Source organism: Oceanobacter sp. 1_MG-2023 (assembly GCF_030689025.1).
Classification (GTDB): domain Bacteria; phylum Pseudomonadota; class Gammaproteobacteria; order Pseudomonadales; family Oceanobacteraceae; genus Oceanobacter.
Window position 1 is genome coordinate 73,132 of the sequence record NZ_JAUYWA010000007.1, and the last position, 17,230, is coordinate 90,361.

Genomic DNA, 17,230 nt, shown 5'->3' on the forward strand with positions numbered 1-17,230 from the left:
GGCCATTAAAGCCTGCCGGGTTTGTAGCTGAAGACAGCAGGAGTCCCTGTGACCTGCGTTCACGATGCTCCTCGCGGAACGCAGTTTTTTGCCCTCGGTCTTAGCCAGGCCGGGGGCATTTTTATGGCTGGTCGGTACTGGCCAGCAGGCTTTGATATTTGCTCATCAGGTTTTCGATCAACACAATGTCGAAGGTATCGATGGCGGCGAGCAGATTGCTGGCAATTTCAGTCAGTGAGGTGATGCCTTCTGCGGTCGATAACTGCTGCAATGCCTGGGCAAACTGGCCGATGTCTTTCAGGTTGTGGGTATGACGGGCCTGCTCGTAAAGCGGCATCAATTGGTCCTTGATGCTCACCAGTACGCTGCTGTCGGGAGGGTTCGACAAGGGTAAGGGTGTGGTATCGGTGGTGGTATTGGCTGTTGCCGGTGTGTCCGGGCGGTTGTTTTCGTCTCTGGTGGCGAGGAACTGCTTCAGTGTCTTGATCAGTTCACGCTGCAAGACCGGTTTTTGCAAATGGGCGTCAAAGCGTTGCAAATCCGGTGCAGATTCTCCCCCTTGTAATACCGACGCTGTCAGTGCAACCACCGGCAGGCCCGGGTAACGCTTGTGCAGGATTCGGGTGGCTTCATAGCCGTCCATTACCGGCATGCGGATATCCATCAACACCAGATCCGGCGGTGACAAGGCGACGGCATCGAGGGCTTCCTGGCCGTTGGCTGCGGTGAGAATCTGGATCTGTGAGTGCTCAAAAATACGGGCAATCAGTTCGCGGTTATTGTCTATGTCATCAACCACCAGAATGCTGCAGGGTTCAAAATCATCGATCCGGAGGCGACCAAGGTTTTGTCCCGGCTCTGTCCGGTCAGCGGTTTCAACTGATGCGATGTCGATACCAACCAGTTTGAGGGTAAATGTTGATCCCTGGCCGGGGCTGCTGGTGACGGAGATGCTCCCTCCCATACGTTCAATCAGGCGTTGGGATATGGCCAGCCCCAGCCCGGTGCCACCGGCGTGGCGGCTGTCGAGTTGTTCAAACTCGGTGAAAATGGCCTGAATCTGGTCCGGCTCAATGCCTATGCCGGTATCACTGATGGTGATTTCAAGGTCGACCTTGCTGAGGTGATCGTCGATGTGCAAGGTGCGTGAGGTGAGTGTGATGGCACCCTGGTGGGTGAACTTGACGGCATTACCCACCAGATTGATCAGGATTTGTCGCAGGCGGACATCGTCGAGTAATAAAAAAAGCGGTAATCGGGTATCGGTGTTGACGACCAGATTCAGTCCCTTGGTGGTGACTGCGAGAGAGAAAAACTGGGCGATTTCATCAATCAGAACATTCACATTGGTGGGCGCCTTGGTTATCGCCATCTTGCCGGATTCGATTTTCGACAGATCCAGAATGTCATTGATCAGTTGCAGTAATGAGCTGCTGGCTTTGTGTACGGTGTCGACATAAGAGCGCAGGCGAGGCTGGTCGAGCTGCTCACTCAACAGCTCGGTAAAGCCGATAATTGCGTTCATGGGGGTGCGGATTTCATGGCTCATATTGGCGAGAAATTCCGACTTGGCGCGGTTGGCGACTTCGGCCTTGTCGCGGGCGCGGGCCAGTTCAGCGGTGAGCCGTTTCTGCTCTGAAATATCTTTCAGTACGGCATAAATGGCTGGCTGGCCTTCGTAGTGAATGCGCGTCAGGGAAATATCAAGCCAGCGTTGGGTACCATCCTGACGGCGAATCATCAGTTCCAGGTGAAAGGTGCCATTGTTGAGACAGGTCGCAAAGGCCCGGGTGATCACCTCTTCAGACTCGCGGCCATCGGGCTGGGTTAATGGCGTGGCATTGGCGAGTGTCATGCCGTCGATATTGCGGCCGTTGCGATAACCCAGCAGTCGTTCGGTGGCGTGGTTGTGGGCGATACACTGGCCAAACTGAAAGATCAGATTGCCTTCGGTGGCTTCCTTGAACAGGGTTTTGAAGTTGTCACGTTCGGTTTGCAAGGCCTGCTCGGTCTGTTTGCGCTGCTCGACTTCCTTGCTCAGGCGGCGGTTCCAGTAAATGCTGATAATGATGTAGAGGATGAAAACGGCAACAACACTGGCAACCAGCTGATAGTTGATGCGTTCGGCAAACTGGATATTTGACCATTGGTTGAGAACGGACAGCCGGTCGGCATCACTGAGTTTGATTCCGGTGGCCAAGATAGCCGACATCAACTCCGGTGACTGGCGGTTTACCATAATGGCGGGTTGAATTGTCACGCTGGTTTTACCCACCACTTTGAGATGACGAAAGTTCTCCAGCCGCAGCAGGTGATTGGCTTGTATCAGAGGCATGGTCACGGCGTCGAGTTGCCCGGCTTCGAGCATGTCCAGCAGCTGGGTAGGGGAGTCGATATGGGTCAGCAATAAACCGGGAATCCGCTTGCCCAACAGTTGGTCAAAACTGGCAGATGCCAGTATTCCTACTCGCAAGCGGCTGAGCTGCTGTTCGTCATCGATAAACGCCGCATCCTCGGTCATCAGAATAACGACCGGAGTTTCCAGTAGCGTTGCGACCGCTCGATAGTCGTCATTGAGTGCAGAATCGTTGAGATCGCAGATAATGATATCGGCATGATGGTCGGAGGGATTGGGCGCAAAGCGAATATCCAGAGCCTTGCCGACCCGGCTGAAATATTCACCCGCGATGCCACCGATTTGTTCTCCTTCGGTGATCACCAGAGGAGGCAGGAAGTGGGCATCAACAGTGACTTGCGGGTGCTGCTGTAGCCATTCGATTTCATGGCGCGACAATAATAGCTGATGATTGCTGCTTGGGTGGTCAGGCAACCAGGTTTGTGACAGGGCACTGATATCTGCAGCGGATATTTCCAGCAACGCCTTGTCGATAATACCTTGCAGGATTGGCTGTGAACGAGGCACGGCCATATGCAGGTTCACGGCATCATAAGGCACCAGTGGCTTGATATTGATGATGCCCTGACGGCTGAGTTTGTAATGCATCACCGCGTAGATATCGATCAGCAAGTCGGCCTGGCCTTCCAGTATCATGCGGATGGCTTCATCCAGATTGGACACGGTGAGAATAGTGAGGTCGGGGTAAAGAGCCCGGATGCTTTCATCCAGAGCGAAGTCGGCAGGCATGACCAGACGCTGTTTCATCAGCATCTCTTTGCTGGCGCCCACCAGATCGCTGTGACCAAAAAAATACTCACTTAAACGCAGGTAAGGCTTGGTGAAGTGCAAATATTCTTGCCGCGCAGGGGTGTGGACCAGGGAAGGCAAGATCAGAATCTCGCCGGAACGGGCATCACGCAGCAAGCTGGACCAGTCATCGATACGATAATCGGGCTGGATGCCGACTGAGGCCAGAATATTGCTGATCAGGCGTTGGGAAATGCCATCTGGATTACCGTTGTAGTCTACAAAGTCAAAAGGGGCCCAGTTACGCTCGACCGCCACCGTGACGGTGGGGTGGGCATCGATCCAGGCTTGTTCTTCCGGAGTGAGTTCGAATCCGGCCACGACCGTTGAGGACAATAATAGCGTCAACAGCAGGAGCAGGGTTCTGCTGTTCCTGAGCCAGCTGGCTTGTTGCCAGTGGCTACACTTCTGCAAGCGCAATGAATTGATCCAGGTTGTCCCGAAACAGCTCGACCAGATAAGGGTCAAAATGGGTGCCGCTGTTATTGATAATGTAGGCGGTGGTGTCTGCCATGGTCCAGGCCGGTTTGTATATGCGCTGGTGGGACAGGGCGTCGAAGACGTCGGCCAGAGCCACAATGCGGCCATAGATATGAATATCATGGCCTTTGAGGCCCAGCGGGTAGCCGCTGCCATCCCAGCGTTCATGATGTTGCCAGGCGATGGTATCCGCAGCCTTGAGAATACGACGGGGCGAGTTCTTGAGGAAATTATGGGCACAGGTGGTGTGGGTTTTCATGGTGTCGTATTCCTCTGCCGTCAGTTTTCCGGGCTTGTGAAGAATCGCTTCAGGCACAAAGACCTTGCCGATATCGTGCATCGGGGAAGCGTGGAAGATGATGACGGCATCTTCTTCGGTCAGGCTGTTGTGCAGCTGTGCCAGCAGTTGCGAGTATTCGGCCACACGTTTGATATGGCGGCCGGTTTCATCGGAAGTGAACTCCATCAGCTCGGTGAGGATATGGATCATTTCCAGCTGGGTTTGCTCCAGCTCGGAGAGTAGGCGTTTTTCGGTCAGCTCTACTTTTTGACGCAGGCTGATATTGTGCTTTTGCAGCAGCGCTTTGGCAGTATGCAGCTCCAGATGAGTGCGCACCCGGGCGAGCAATTCGGCGGCATGAAAGGGTTTGATGATGTAGTCGACCCCTCCAAGCTCGAAGCCCTTGACCACTGAATCGACATCCGCCCGTGCGGTGAGAAAGATAATGGGGATGTCCCGATGCTTGAGGTCTTTGCGGATGCGTGTGCAGACATCAAAGCCATCCAGATCGGGCATCATGACATCGAGTAAAATCAGGTCAAAAGACTGGGTTCGCAATAAAGCGAGGGCATCGTTACCCGACATGGCGTAAGACAGTTCGTAGTTGTCTTCACGCAGGATATTCATGGCGACCTGAATGTTGTTGGCGACGTCATCGACAACCAGGATACGTGAAGGCTGATCCACAGGTTCCTCTACCTCGTCCTTATCTGAATATCGTTTAAAACTAGCACGTAGCGGGGCAGGAGAGAATGTTATTGGTCGAAATCTTGGTTGCTATTGGACATATCGGCAAGATTGGCGCAGTTGTGTCCGAATTCGTGTGGTTGCACCGGCTTGGCTGGAGAGGGAGTATCGATTGATGGTGAAATTCAAAAGGCCTGCACGATGGCAGGCCTTTTGAATAGAAAGCCAGCGGACTTTGGGGAGTCCGCCTGTTTTCGTCTATTGTCCAGAAATCAGGAGGATTTCGGATCTTTGCTGGTTGCGGTGTCGTCAGTGGCGGTTGTTTCCGCCGGTGTGACTGCAACCTTGCTGTCAGCTGCTGTGTCGTTGGCTTTGGTCGTGGTTTCTGCGACAGGTTTGGCTGGCGCAGGATCATCGACTGTCACTTCAGCTTCTGTTTTTACTTCGGCTTCTGTTTTTACTTCGGCTTCTGTTTTCACTTCGGCTTCTGTTTTTACTTCGGCTTCTGTTTTTACTTCGGCTTCTGTTTTTACTTCGGCTTCTGTTTTTACTTCGTCTTCTGTTTTCACTTCAGCTTCTTTAGCCTCAACAACCTTAGCAGCAGCGACTGGTTCAGCAGCAAGTACTGGTTCCTCTGCAGGCGTGGTGGTTGAAGTCTCTGTCGTATCCAGCGGTTTGGCTGCTGTTTCTGACTCGGTTTTAACGTCACCCTGGTTGCGAGGATCATTCGGCGCACGGTAGTTTTGGCGACGGTTACGACGGCGGCGAGGCGCTGTCTGTTCCTTCGTGGTGTCTGCCGCTGGCGGTGTTTCCACTGCGACCGTCGCTTCTGCCGTGGCGGTTGTCTCGGTTGCTGGAGCAGTTTTGGCTTCCGTCACTTCGGCGGTCACGGTCTCGGTGACGGCTTCTTTGGCTTCTGTTTTGACTGGCTCTGGTTGCTCAGCAGTGTCAACCGGTGCCGGGGCGCTGGCTGTTGCCGGAGCCGGTTCCGGGCTTGCTGTTTCGGCTTTCGCGTTGTTATCCGGCTGCTCTGTTGCTGCAGATTCGGATGTGTTGTCGCGGTTTGAGCGATTACGGCTACGACGGCGACGGCGGGGACGGGTTTCTTCGGTCGTCTCTGCTTTTTCTGGCGTCGGGGCTGCTTCCGCTTGCGGAGCGGGTTCAGCTGCTGCGTCAGTGGCCGGGGTGTCCGTGGTTTCAGACGGCGTGGTAACCGCAGTGTCTGTTGCATCAGCGCTGGTATCGACAGCGGTGGCAGCAGCAGTAGCGGTCTTGTCGTCGGTAGCCGCAGTGGCTGCAACGTTACTCTCGGTCGCTGTGCTTTCTGCAACCTTGGTTTCAGTTTCAGTTTCAGCTTCTGGTGCCGTGGTTGCGGTAGCGGCGGTTTCGGTCGCTACCGTGTCAGCGCTTGCCGTTTCTGCTGCTGTTGTGGTTTCTGCTGCTGCTTCAGTTTGGCGATCTTCATTACGGCTGCGACGACGACGACGTGAACGGCGTGGTGATTTTTCTTCACTGCCGGACTCATTGCTGCTGTCGGTTGCCGTGGTTGAGGAGCTGGCATTGCGGCTCGCAGGTGCGATGGACTGCTTTTCTCCTTCTTCTGCACCTGGTTTTGGCGCTTCACGACGGAATTCACTGCTGCCACGACTGCGGTCACGACGTGGACGACGACGATTGTTCGACGAGGTCTCTGTTGCCGAGTTGTTGGTTGTGTTGTTGTCGGTCGTTTCCTGCGGGGTGCTGGTGGCCTCTTTGGTGGCCTTGTCCGTTACCTGCTCGGATGTTTTTTCAATGTTTTTGTCGGTAACCGCGGTGTTGCTGCTGTCTTCCGGACGTTCGCGACGACGGTTACGGCTACGGCTGCGGTTGTTTTCCCGGTTGGATGAATCGTTGTCCGGGTTGCCGGACTGGCGTTCTTCGCGACGTGGGCGACTGGCTCGCTCTTCGTTGCGGTTGTTACGCGGCTTGTCGTTATCCGTTTGGCTGTCGTTGCTGTCGGTATTACCGGCGTTGTTGCGACGACGACGGCCACCATTACCGGAGCGTTCTTCGCTACGGGAGGACTCTGAACGGCGGCGATTGGTGCTGCTACTGCTGCGATTGCTATTGGCCGCTGCTGGTGTGGATGGCGTGGCTGCCGGTGCTGCTGTTTTGGCCGCCGGGCTGCTGGTAGTGCTACTGTTGCCGGAATCGCCACCAAACAGGCCAGACAGGAAAGACGCCACTTTCTCTATCATGCCCGGGTTGTTATTGGCGGCCGGCGCGGCAGCAACCGGGGTGGCGGCTGGAGCTGCTGCAGCTGGTTCTGGTACAGCGGTGGTGGTTACTGGCTTGGCGTGAACCACACCTTTAACGGCTGCCTGTTGGGTTTTGGCTGTTTCTTTGAGATTGGTGTCGATGCCGTATTCCGGTTCGACTTCATCAAAGCGGTGCTCGTAGGAAACCTCTCCTACCAGGGTGTCATCTGGACGCAGGCGCAGGACTTCAAAATGCGGCGTGTCCATGTTCGGATTTGGCAAAACGACAACACGGTTACCGTGACGGCTTTCGATGGCGTCAATCAGTTTGCGTTTTTCGTTCAGCAAGAAGCTGGCGACCGATACCGGCACAATGGCACGTACCTGGCCAGTGTTTTCCTTGGCGGCTTCTTCTTCAATCAGGCGCAGAATGGACAGGCCAGTGGACTGGATGTCACGGATAACACCGGTGCCGTTACAGCGTGGGCAAACGTGGCCACTGGTTTCTTCCAGTGACGGGCGTAGGCGCTGACGAGACATTTCCATCAATCCAAAGCGGGAAATACGGCCAACCTGAACGCGGGCGCGATCCATTTCGAGGGCTTTTTTCAGGCGTGTTTCGACTTCACGCTGATGCTTGTTGGAGAGCATGTCGATAAAGTCGATAACAACCAGGCCACCCATGTCACGCAGACGCAGCTGGCGCGCAATTTCATCGGCAGCTTCGAGGTTGGTATTGAAGGCTGTGTCTTCAATATCGCTGCCTTTGGTGGCGCGTGAGGAGTTGATATCGATCGATACCAGTGCTTCGGTCGGGTCGATAACAATCGAGCCACCGGCAGGCAGCTTGACTTCACGCTGGAAGGCGCTTTCGATCTGGGTTTCGATCTGGTAACGGTTAAACAGCGGCACGCTGTCGTCGTAGCGCTTGAACTTGTTCTGATAGTGCGGCATGACTTGCTGCACAAAACCAAGGGCTTCGGCATAGGCGGCATCGGTGTCGATCAGCACTTCGCCTACGTCTTGACGCAGGTAGTCGCGAATCGCACGAATGATCACGTTGCTTTCTTGCAGCAGCAGGGCAGGGGCTTTGACTTCGTTGTAGGCGCGTTGAATGGCATCCCACAGTTGCACCAGGTAGTCGAGATCCCATTGCAGTTCCTGACCGCTGCGGCCAATACCGGCAGTACGGACGATCACGCCCATTTTGTCGGGAACCGTGACGTCTTTCATGGCTTCACGCAGTTCGGTACGCTCATCCCCTTCGATACGGCGGGAAATACCACCGGCACGAGGATTGTTGGGCATCAATACCAGATAACGACCTGCCAGGCTGACCTGGGTCGTCAAGGCTGCACCTTTGTTGCCGCGTTCTTCTTTATCGACCTGGACGATGATTTCCTGGCCTTCGCGCAGGACGTCCTTGATGTTGATACGGCCAGGGCCGGGATCGCGGGCAAAGTATTCTTTGGAGATTTCCTTTAACGGCAAAAAGCCGTGGCGCTCGGCACCAAAATCCACAAATGCTGCTTCAAGGCTGGGCTCTATTCGAGTGATCCGGCCTTTGTAGATGTTGGATTTTTTCTGTTCGCGAGCACCGGATTCAATGTCCAGATCGTAGAGTTTTTGGCCGTCTACCAGGGCTACGCGCAACTCTTCAGGTTGAGTCGCGTTAATCAGCATTCTTTTCATGCAGTACAAATTGCTCAGTAGGGCAACGTACTCTGATGGCAATTCCAGTCGTTGATATGACTGGCCAATACCAAAATTTTTATGGGTGCTTTGCTTTATCCTGCCAGCACCGCGCAATGACTGCCCGGTCTGTCTCAGTGTGTAAGCATAGGGGCCTTCGTTGAGGCTCCGACACGTCAGGTTGCTGTCTGTTGTCACTCTGGGCAGTTGGCCACGCTGCGGCAGGGGTATTAGCGCTGCGGGAGGTGGCTTGCATCAGAGTGTTGCCCGGACCGGTTTGTGGTCTGGTATCGGCAACACCGTCCATAATTTGATAATGCGAGATCGCCCGCAGGTCGCTGCGTGGTTTATCTCACCGGGCGGCGCCAATATGGTTGATCGTACAGGGCGAGGTTTGGCGGACGTTTTGTGTGTCCGGGGACTCTGCTGGCCGGGGCTGGGGCAAGTTGCCCGCAGCTATCTCACTGACCCGTCAAGTCCGACGCTCGTTTATACGACCTGTTATACTGGCAAGCCTGCCGTGTTAAATCTTGCGAAGAGTTTTGTTGCTGACTCTTCTTCTTCTATACTCGCCGCTTTCGATGTTGGCGATACTTGCATCGGTCAAAATGTTTGTGTAAGACCCGAATGCCGCTGGAATATAGCAACAAAGTATGAAGTCAGCAAAGTATTAGATTCTCTGTCGCGGTAATGTGACACTCAATTCTCTTTAAATCCGGCGCTTGTTGCAGCAATCACGCCGGTGGTTACCCTGAATATATGGCAAAGTTTGAAATAGATACCACCAAGGTGTCGTTGCTGGAAGTGACGACGGATAACGATGGCCAGCGTGTCGATAATTTTTTGATGGCAGTGCTGGGAAAGGTACCGCGCGCGCTGGTGTATCGCATTATCCGCAAGGGCGAGGTCCGGGTTAACAAGGGAAGAGTAAAGGCCGACTCTCGTGTGGCCGCGGGTGATGTTGTACGTATTCCTCCGGTGCGTTTGCCCCAGGAACAGGCGGTTGGCCATGCTTCGGCAGATCTGCTGGCGGGGCTGAAAAAAGCCATTGTTTATGAAGACGATGCCCTGATTGCCATTAACAAGCCGCATGGTTTGGCGGTGCATGGCGGCAGTGGCGTCAATCTGGGCCTGATTGAAGCCATGCGGCAGTTGTATCCGGATCACAGCTTTCTGGAGCTGGTGCACCGGCTCGATCGGGATACGTCCGGTATTATCATGATTGCGCGCAAACGATCGGCGCTGGTAGCGTTGCAGAAAATGCTGGTGAACAAAGTCGGTATCCGGAAGCGTTATCTGGCTCTGGTACACGGTCACTGGCCTTTGTCTGTTACTGAGGTGAAGGCACCGCTAAAAAAATCCGAGCGCCAGTCCGGTGAGCGCATTATGTTGGTGGATGCTGAAGGCAAGGCCTCGCATACCCGCTACCGGTTGTTGTCGAGCGGCCCGCATTATTCCTTGCTGGAAGCGGAACCTGTCACCGGTCGAACCCATCAGATTCGGGTTCATTGCCAGTTTCAGGGGTTTGCCATTGCCGGGGATGAAAAATATCGGGATCGTGCACAAGTGGCGATCGATCAGCAGCATGGGGTCAGGCGGTTGTTTTTACATGCCTTGCGACTGGAGTTTCGCCATCCATTAACCGGAGAGGCGTTGTCGCTGACGGCACCTCCGAATGCAGATTTTGAGCGACTACTTATAAAGGAAGGCTGTGGTTATGAGCTATGACCTCATTGTTTTTGATTGGGATGGTACGCTGGCTGATTCCACGGGGCGGATTGTGGACAGTATGCAGCGAGCAGGACGGATTATCGGTTTGCCTCCGGTCACGGATGCCCAGGTGCAGAATATTATTGGCCTGGGATTGCCTGAAGCCATTACAACACTATGGCCAGCTATTGATGAGCAGAACATGGCGGCGATGAAAGAGTGTTACGCCCGTCATTTTGTCTCAGACAGCCCGGTGGCGATGGGGTTGTTTGCCGGGGCAGAAACGATGTTGGCGCGTTTGCAGGAACAAGGCATATTGTTGGCCGTTGCGACAGGTAAAAGTCGGCGGGGGCTGGATCGTATTCTGGATGATCTGACGTTGCGGCGCCGGTTTGCTGCCACCCGTTGTGCCGATGAAACCTGCTCCAAACCCGATCCGCTGATGCTGCAGGAAATTCTGGCGCAATTGAGAATTCCAGCATCGAGGGCGTTAATGGTAGGGGATACCACCTATGATCTTGATATGGCCAATGCTGCCGGAATGGCATGTGTGGCCATGAGTCACGGTGCTCACGATGAAGTGGCCTTGTCCGCTTGTCGGCCCTTGGTGATGTGTCATAACATCGCCGGGCTTGATGCCTGGCTTGCCCGGCATTTATCAACGGCTGGTAAATAAAGTTGTCTGTATGTTGTCACTGAATAAATTGGAAGTCATGCATGAATCGTCCTGAAGACAGCAGTAAAGAGTGGAAGTTGATCAGCAAGTTGGTGATGGACTTGCAAAAGGAACAGCGACGGTCACGCCGTTGGGGAATATTTTTTCGGGTGCTGATGTTCAGCTATCTGTTTGTTGTGCTGTGGATGTTCCGTACACCACTGGAAGATGCAGCAGCAGGGGGCAGTGCTGGCGGCGAGCCATTTGCGGCGGTAGTTGAAGTCACAGGTGCCATTGCGGCAGACAAGGAAGCCAGTGCCGATGCGCTGATCAGTGGGATTCGCAAAGCATTTGAAGATCAGGATGCCCTTGGATTGATTCTGCGCATCAACTCACCCGGGGGAAGCCCGGTACAGGCCGGTTATGTGTATGACGAGATCAAGCGCCTGAAAGAAACCCGCCCGGATTTTCCAGTGTATGCCGTGATCGTAGACCTGGGTGCTTCCGGGGCTTATTACATTGCCGCTGCCGCCGATGAAATTTATGCCGACAAGGCCAGCCTGGTTGGCTCTATTGGTGTGGTGGGTTCCGGCTTTGGTTTTGTGGATGTAATGGACAAGCTGGGGGTTGAGCGCAGAAGCTACACCGCCGGGGAACACAAGGGGTTTTTGGATCCATTCTTGCCGGAGCGTGCTGATGAGCGTGAATTCTGGGAAGGCGTTCTGGCAGTTACCCATAAACAGTTTGTTGAGCAGGTACGCAACGGCCGTGGCGATCGTCTGAAAGAAACCCCGGATATGTTCAGTGGTTTGATCTGGTCTGGCGAACAAGCACTGGAGATGGGGCTGATTGACGGCCTGTCATCTACCAGCCAACTGGCACGAGAACAGTTGGATACCGAAACCCTGGTCAACTTCACCTTGCGGCCCAACCGTTTTGAAGAGCTGGTTGGACGCCTGGGAGCCAGTATGGGTCGTGGGCTTTCCAGTGTTTTTGTCGATCAGGGTATTACGCTGCGCTGATACTGGCGTTGGTTAATCAAATAATTTTGACAACAGGAGGCGAGATACCTATTATCTCGCGCACTATGGCAGAGGCACAAATACCCCACCGGGTTGATGCACCTAAACTTGTTGAACATAATCAACAGTTTAAGGCAGCAATCAACAGTTCCGATCTTCCTCGTCTGAACGAAGCCGTCGATCAGTGTCTGGCACCGATCGACTGCGTTATTTCTTTCGAAAAAGATGCTGAACGTTTTCGTATGATTGTGGGTAGTTGTTCTACTCGTGTCGCCATGACTTGCCAGCGTTGTCTGGGGAGAGTGGAGATAGCGGTTGGTAGTCAGTTTTCACTGGGTTTGGTTTTTAATGACGAGCAGGCGAGAAATTTACCTAAACGTCTTGAACCTGTGGAAATGGACGAAAATGGCGTGATCGACCTGTGGTCGGTGTTGGAAGACGAAGTGCTGTTGGCACTGCCTGCTTTTCCAACCCATCCCGAGTCCGAATGTCAGATTCAGCAGCCCGAGCCTGAAGACATAATCAGTAACGAAAAGCGGCCCAACCCGTTTGACGTTTTGGCACAGCTCAAACAGAAATAGTGTAGGAGCCAATCATGGCTGTTCAGAAAAACAAAGTAACTCGATCCAAGCGTGGCATGCGTCGTTCACACGATGCACTGGATACTGCTTCAGTAGCCCTGACCACAGATCCAACCACGGGTGAAATCCACCGTCGTCACCATGTGAGCGATGATGGTTTCTATCGTGGTAAAAAAGTTGTGGAGACTGGCACCAACTAAGATGTTAACCATCGCGGTAGATGCCATGGGCGGGGACTTAGGTCCCCGCGCTGCGTTTTATGGCTGCAAAAACCTGCTTGGCAAGCATCGGCAAGTCAGGGTGATGCTGTTTGTTGAGCAAGGCTGGGTTGGTGAAGCCACCCGGAGCACGGCAGAGTTTTCTGACCGTATCAGGATTGTAGGTTGCGGTACCAGTATCGCGGTTGATGAAAACCCTTCTGTAGTACTTAAAAAGCGCCAGTCTTCATCCATGGTGATGGCTCTGTGTGCGTATCGCGATGGTGAAGTGCAAGGTGTGTTGTCAGTTGGCAGCACGGGTGCACTGATGATTCTTTCTCGCCGCTTGTTGGGTGTACTTCCTGGTATCGATCGTCCTGCTCTGGCAACGCAAATCCCGACCCGTGGCAAACCTTTGTTGCTGTTAGATCTGGGGGCTTCTCTGGGAGCTACCTCGTCGCAGCTGGTGCAGTTTGCTGTACTGGGGGTGGCCTGGTGCCGTTCCATGAAAATAGAGCGGCCGGATGTGGGCTTGCTGAATGTTGGTCATGAGTCTGGCAAGGGCACGGCGGATATCCGTACTGCCGATTCGATACTCAGCTGTTTGTTGCCTGAGAACTACGCCGGTTTTTATGAAGGCGATGATCTGTATCGTGGTGATCTGGATGTTATGGTCTGTGATGGTTTTACCGGTAATATCGCGCTGAAAACCAGTGAAGGGTTGACCGACTGGCTCACCCAGATGGTAAAAGACGAACTCAAGCAGCATTGGGTGTTGCGGCTGGTGTCGCCCTTGTTGCGGCAGGCGTTCAAGCGTATTCACAAACGTATTGCACCCACTCGACATGGCGGTGCCATGTTGTTGGGAATTGATGGTGTGGTGGTGAAAACCCACGGTAAATCTGATATATCTACTTATGAATTTGCCATGGGGTATTTGGTTGAGCAGGCCATAAATCATGACCGTGAGGCACTAATCAGGCAGATTTTGCCCATGCAAGAGGCGATTGCCTGAAACAAATTCATTAAAATTGTGCCAATTGGGTGTTTACTGGAGCGAGCGAGAATCCTACTATGGCGCCGCTTCCGGGTTATTGGACACCGTATTTGTTTTGAATCAGTGTGCTTTGGCCTCTGGAACCGGTTTCCAACTGGTATCAATACATGCCCGCTACAACAACGGCAGCTAACCGATTTGGTGATTGATAATATGACAGAAGTAATCGCAATTTTCCCCGGTCAGGGTGCTCAGCAAGTGGGTATGCTGGCGGATTTGGCTGCAGAATACAGCCTGATCGGTGATACCTTTGCAGAAGCCTCGGAAGCGCTTGGGTTCGATCTTTGGGCGTTGACCCAGGATGGCCCGGCGGAAACACTCAACCAGACCTATAATGCCCAGCCAGCCTTGCTGACGTCCAGTGTTGCCCTGTTGCGCTTGATTCAGGCTCATTGTCCTGCGTTGCAAATTGTTGCCGCGGCCGGTCATTCGTTGGGTGAATATTCGGCGCTGGTCGCCGCTGATGCGATTGATTTTGTTGATGCTGTCCGTCTGGTACGGCAGCGAGGCCAGCTGATGGAGCAAGCCGTTCCTGCCGGTCAGGGCGGCATGGCCGCGATTCTGGGGCTGGATGAAGCCACTCTGCGTCAGGTTTGTGACGATGCCAAACCAGCTGGAGTGGTCGAACCGGCCAATTTTAATGCACCTGGCCAAATTGTTATTGCCGGTGATATGGCTGGTATTGAAAAAGCCATCGAGCTGGCCAAGTCAGCCGGTGCCAAACGGGCTTTGCCATTGGCGGTGAGTGGCCCGTTTCACTCCAGCCTGATGCGGGCAGCGGCACAGAATTTCAAAGGTGCTCTGGCAGACGTCAACTGGCGGGCGACGGAATTTCCGGTGTATCACAACGTTGACAATGAACCGGCACCCTTGGCGGAAATGCAAGAAAAATTGCTGGATCAGTTGTACAGCCCGGTTGACTGGACGGGTGCGATTGCTGCAGTACGCAGCAAAGCGGATGTGGCGATTGAATTTGGTCCTGGCAAGGTATTGGCAGGGCTCAACAAGCGTATCGATAAAACCCTGACAACCTGTGGTACTGGTGATCTTGCCAGCGCCCAGGCAGTCATGGCCATGATTCAAGGACAATAAGCATGACAGACAAGGCACTGGCACTGGTTACTGGCGCATCCCGGGGTATTGGGCGAGCGGTGGCCGAGCGCCTGGCAGGCAAAGGATACAAGGTCATCGGCACGGCGACCAGTGAATCGGGTGCAGCGGCTATTCGTGAGGCATTACAAGTAATCGATGCCGACAACGACGCCGTGGTGCTGAATATTTCAGATGCAGAACAGACCAGTGAGGCCCTCAAGGCGCTGGTTGCTGAGCATGGTACGCCCGCAGTACTGGTGAATAACGCCGGTATTACTCGTGACAACCTGTTCCTGCGTATGAGCGACGATGAGTGGCATGCAGTGATTAATACCAACCTGACCGGCGTGTTCCGTGTCTGTAAGGCACTGGTCAAACCGATGATCAAGGCGAGAGCCGGTGCCATTATTAATATCAGCTCCATTATCGGCACTACCGGTAATGCGGGTCAGGCTAACTATGCAGCGGCCAAGGCCGGTCTGGAAGGCTTTTCCCGTTCTCTGGCACAGGAAGTGGCCAGTCGCAACATCACGGTTAATTGTGTTGCACCGGGTTTTATCAAAACAGACATGACGGACGTCTTGCCTGAAGCCCAAAAAGAAGCCATCCTGTCGTCCATTCCAAGCAAGCGCTTGGGGCGGCCAGACGAGATTGCCAGTGCTGTTGCCTTTTTGGCCAGTGACGAAGCGAAATACATTACAGGCCAGACCATTCATGTGAATGGCGGTATGAATATGGGTTAGGGTCGCACTGACCTTCGAAACACTGAAACGGTAGGAAAAAACATGAGCAATATCGAAGAACGCGTAAAAAAAATCGTCTGCGAACAGCTGGGCGTTAAAGAAGACGAAGTGAAAGCAGCTTCTTCTTTCGTTAATGACCTGGGTGCAGATTCTCTGGACACTGTAGAGCTGGTAATGGCTCTGGAAGAAGAATTTGAGACTGAGATTCCAGACGAAGATGCCGAGAAGCTGACTACCGTTCAGGAAGCAATCGACTACATCGTTGCGAATCTGTAATAATCGCGACGTCTGAAAGCCGCCTCTTCGGACGCGGCTTTTTTTGTGTCTGAGACGGGGAAACGAAAACAGTGATGACGAAACGACGCGTAGTGGTAACGGGCCTGGGAACTGTTAACCCAATGGGTCTGGACGTGGCGACAACCTGGCAAGCAGTGTGTCAGGGCAAATCCGGCATCGGACCGGTAACGCATTTTGATGCCAGCAGCTATTCAACCCGAATTGTCGGGTCAGTAAAAGACTTCGATGTAACCAGTGTTATGTCGGCCAAGGAAGCACGCAAACTCGACCCGTTCTTGCAATACGCAATGGTGGCAGCCGAACAAGCGATGCAGGATGCCGGATTTCCTGAAGATCTCGATCGCACACGCTTCGGTGTTGCCGTTGGTTCAGGAATTGGTGGACTGAACACCATTGAGCAGAATTACCAGCAACTGACCAAAAGCGGTCCTCGCCGGGTGTCACCTTTCCTGGTGCCCGCTGCGGTGATTAATATGGCGTCGGGCAATATTGCCATTCGTCATGGCCTGCAGGGCCCTAATTTTGCTATTACGACCGCCTGTACCACAGGTACCCACAATATCGGTTACGCCGCCCGGACGATTGCGTACGGCGATGCCGACCTGATGCTGGCAGGAGGCACAGAAGGTGCGTCTTCTCCGCTGGGTATGGCTGGTTTTGCGGCCGCAAGAGCCATGAGCACCCATAACGACGAGCCGGAAAAAGCCAGTCGCCCATGGGATAAAGACCGTGACGGTTTTGTACTGAGTGATGGCGCAGCGATTCTGGTGCTGGAATCACTGGAACATGCCCAGGCACGTGGTGCTCATATTTATGCCGAACTGATCGGATTGGGCATGAGCGATGACGCCTACCATGTGACCAGTCCACCGGTAGACGGTTCAGGTGCGTGCACCGCGATGACCAATGCGCTGCGAGATGGCGGTGTGACACCGGATCAGGTGGACTATATCAACGCGCACGGCACATCGACGCAAGTGGGTGATATTGCCGAAACCAACGCCATCAAGACGCTGTTTGGGGATCATGCCTACAAACTGGCGGTGTCATCGACCAAATCCATGACTGGCCACTTGTTGGGTGCGGCAGGGGCGATTGAAGCCATGTTCACCATTTTGACGATTCAGGATGGCATCATTCCGCCGACAATCAATCTTGACAATCCGGATGACGGTTGCGATCTGGATTATGTGCCGCATACCGCCCGCAAGGCTGATGTGTCGATTGCACTGTCCAACTCCTTTGGTTTTGGCGGCACTAACGGCAGCTTGCTATTCTCGCGTTTTAACGGCTAA

13 protein-coding genes are annotated in these 17,230 nt (G+C 53.9%); 10 read left to right on the forward strand and 3 right to left on the reverse strand.

Annotation, left to right across the window (positions count from 1 at the left end):
- Window positions 1-121: 121 nt before the first annotated feature.
- The 3 genes from Q8W22_RS06680 to rne form a co-directional block, all read right to left on the reverse strand.
- Entirely contained in the window at window positions 122-3,625 is a 3,504-nt protein-coding gene (locus Q8W22_RS06680) for a transporter substrate-binding domain-containing protein (protein WP_305451889.1), read from the reverse strand.
- On the reverse strand, window positions 3,606-4,652 hold the full coding sequence (locus Q8W22_RS06685) for an HD domain-containing phosphohydrolase (RefSeq protein ID WP_303431463.1): 1,047 nt from the start codon (window positions 4,650-4,652) through the stop codon (window positions 3,606-3,608). The genes Q8W22_RS06680 and Q8W22_RS06685 overlap by 20 nt, the downstream gene beginning before the upstream one ends.
- A 272-nt stretch (window positions 4,653-4,924) precedes the next feature.
- On the reverse strand, window positions 4,925-8,581 hold the full coding sequence (rne, locus tag Q8W22_RS06690; protein ID WP_305451890.1) for a ribonuclease E: 3,657 nt from the start codon (window positions 8,579-8,581) through the stop codon (window positions 4,925-4,927).
- Window positions 8,582-9,340: 759 nt separating this feature from the next.
- On the opposite strand from rne, the gene Q8W22_RS06695 reads away from it, so the two are divergent.
- The 10 genes from Q8W22_RS06695 to fabF all read left to right on the forward strand — a co-directional run bounded on the left by Q8W22_RS06695 (window position 9,341) and on the right by fabF (window position 17,230).
- A complete protein-coding gene (locus tag Q8W22_RS06695) occupies window positions 9,341-10,309 on the forward strand; it encodes an RluA family pseudouridine synthase (protein WP_303431465.1) in 969 nt (322 codons plus the stop codon).
- Window positions 10,299-10,967: an HAD family hydrolase gene (locus Q8W22_RS06700; RefSeq protein ID WP_305451891.1), complete on the forward strand. Its 669-nt coding sequence runs from the start codon at window positions 10,299-10,301 to the stop codon at window positions 10,965-10,967. Before Q8W22_RS06695 ends, Q8W22_RS06700 begins: the two co-directional genes overlap by 11 nt.
- Window positions 10,968-11,008: 41 nt before the next feature.
- Window positions 11,009-11,968 (forward strand): S49 family peptidase, encoded by a 960-nt coding sequence (locus Q8W22_RS06705; protein ID WP_303431467.1) that lies wholly within the window; start codon window positions 11,009-11,011, stop codon window positions 11,966-11,968.
- A gap of 8 nt (window positions 11,969-11,976) precedes the next feature.
- Complete coding sequence (locus tag Q8W22_RS06710) at window positions 11,977-12,549, forward strand: YceD family protein (protein ID WP_303431469.1); 573 nt, start codon at window positions 11,977-11,979, stop codon at window positions 12,547-12,549.
- 14 nt (window positions 12,550-12,563) lie between these two features.
- Entirely contained in the window at window positions 12,564-12,749 is a 186-nt protein-coding gene (gene rpmF / locus Q8W22_RS06715; protein WP_303431471.1) for a 50S ribosomal protein L32, read from the forward strand.
- Window position 12,750: 1 nt separating this feature from the next.
- On the forward strand, window positions 12,751-13,761 hold the full coding sequence (plsX, locus tag Q8W22_RS06720; protein ID WP_305451892.1) for a phosphate acyltransferase PlsX: 1,011 nt from the start codon (window positions 12,751-12,753) through the stop codon (window positions 13,759-13,761).
- 195 nt (window positions 13,762-13,956) lie between these two features.
- On the forward strand, window positions 13,957-14,895 hold the full coding sequence (fabD, locus tag Q8W22_RS06725) for an ACP S-malonyltransferase (protein ID WP_303431474.1): 939 nt from the start codon (window positions 13,957-13,959) through the stop codon (window positions 14,893-14,895).
- Between the two features lie 2 nt (window positions 14,896-14,897).
- On the forward strand, window positions 14,898-15,638 hold the full coding sequence (fabG, locus tag Q8W22_RS06730; RefSeq protein ID WP_305413380.1) for a 3-oxoacyl-ACP reductase FabG: 741 nt from the start codon (window positions 14,898-14,900) through the stop codon (window positions 15,636-15,638).
- A 42-nt stretch (window positions 15,639-15,680) separates the two neighbouring features.
- Window positions 15,681-15,914, forward strand: a complete 234-nt coding sequence (acpP, locus tag Q8W22_RS06735) for an acyl carrier protein (RefSeq protein WP_303431478.1) — start codon at window positions 15,681-15,683, stop codon at window positions 15,912-15,914.
- Window positions 15,915-15,988: 74 nt separating this feature from the next.
- Entirely contained in the window at window positions 15,989-17,230 is a 1,242-nt protein-coding gene (gene fabF / locus Q8W22_RS06740) for a beta-ketoacyl-ACP synthase II (protein ID WP_303431480.1), read from the forward strand.

Bases quoted from the DNA above. Each gene is read 5' to 3' on its own strand.
- plsX (WP_305451892.1), top strand. From the start codon at position 12,751: ATGTTAACCATCGCGGTAGATGCCATGGGCGGGGACTTAGGTCCCCGC.
- fabG (WP_305413380.1), top strand. From the start codon at position 14,898: ATGACAGACAAGGCACTGGCACTGGTTACTGGCGCATCCCGGGGTATT.
- Q8W22_RS06705 (WP_303431467.1), top strand. From the start codon at position 11,009: ATGAATCGTCCTGAAGACAGCAGTAAAGAGTGGAAGTTGATCAGCAAG.
- fabD (WP_303431474.1), top strand. From the start codon at position 13,957: ATGACAGAAGTAATCGCAATTTTCCCCGGTCAGGGTGCTCAGCAAGTG.
- rpmF (WP_303431471.1), top strand. From the start codon at position 12,564: ATGGCTGTTCAGAAAAACAAAGTAACTCGATCCAAGCGTGGCATGCGT.
- rne (WP_305451890.1), bottom strand. From the start codon at position 8,581: ATGAAAAGAATGCTGATTAACGCGACTCAACCTGAAGAGTTGCGCGTA.
- Q8W22_RS06700 (WP_305451891.1), top strand. From the start codon at position 10,299: ATGAGCTATGACCTCATTGTTTTTGATTGGGATGGTACGCTGGCTGAT.
- acpP (WP_303431478.1), top strand. From the start codon at position 15,681: ATGAGCAATATCGAAGAACGCGTAAAAAAAATCGTCTGCGAACAGCTG.
- Q8W22_RS06695 (WP_303431465.1), top strand. From the start codon at position 9,341: ATGGCAAAGTTTGAAATAGATACCACCAAGGTGTCGTTGCTGGAAGTG.
- fabF (WP_303431480.1), top strand. From the start codon at position 15,989: ATGACGAAACGACGCGTAGTGGTAACGGGCCTGGGAACTGTTAACCCA.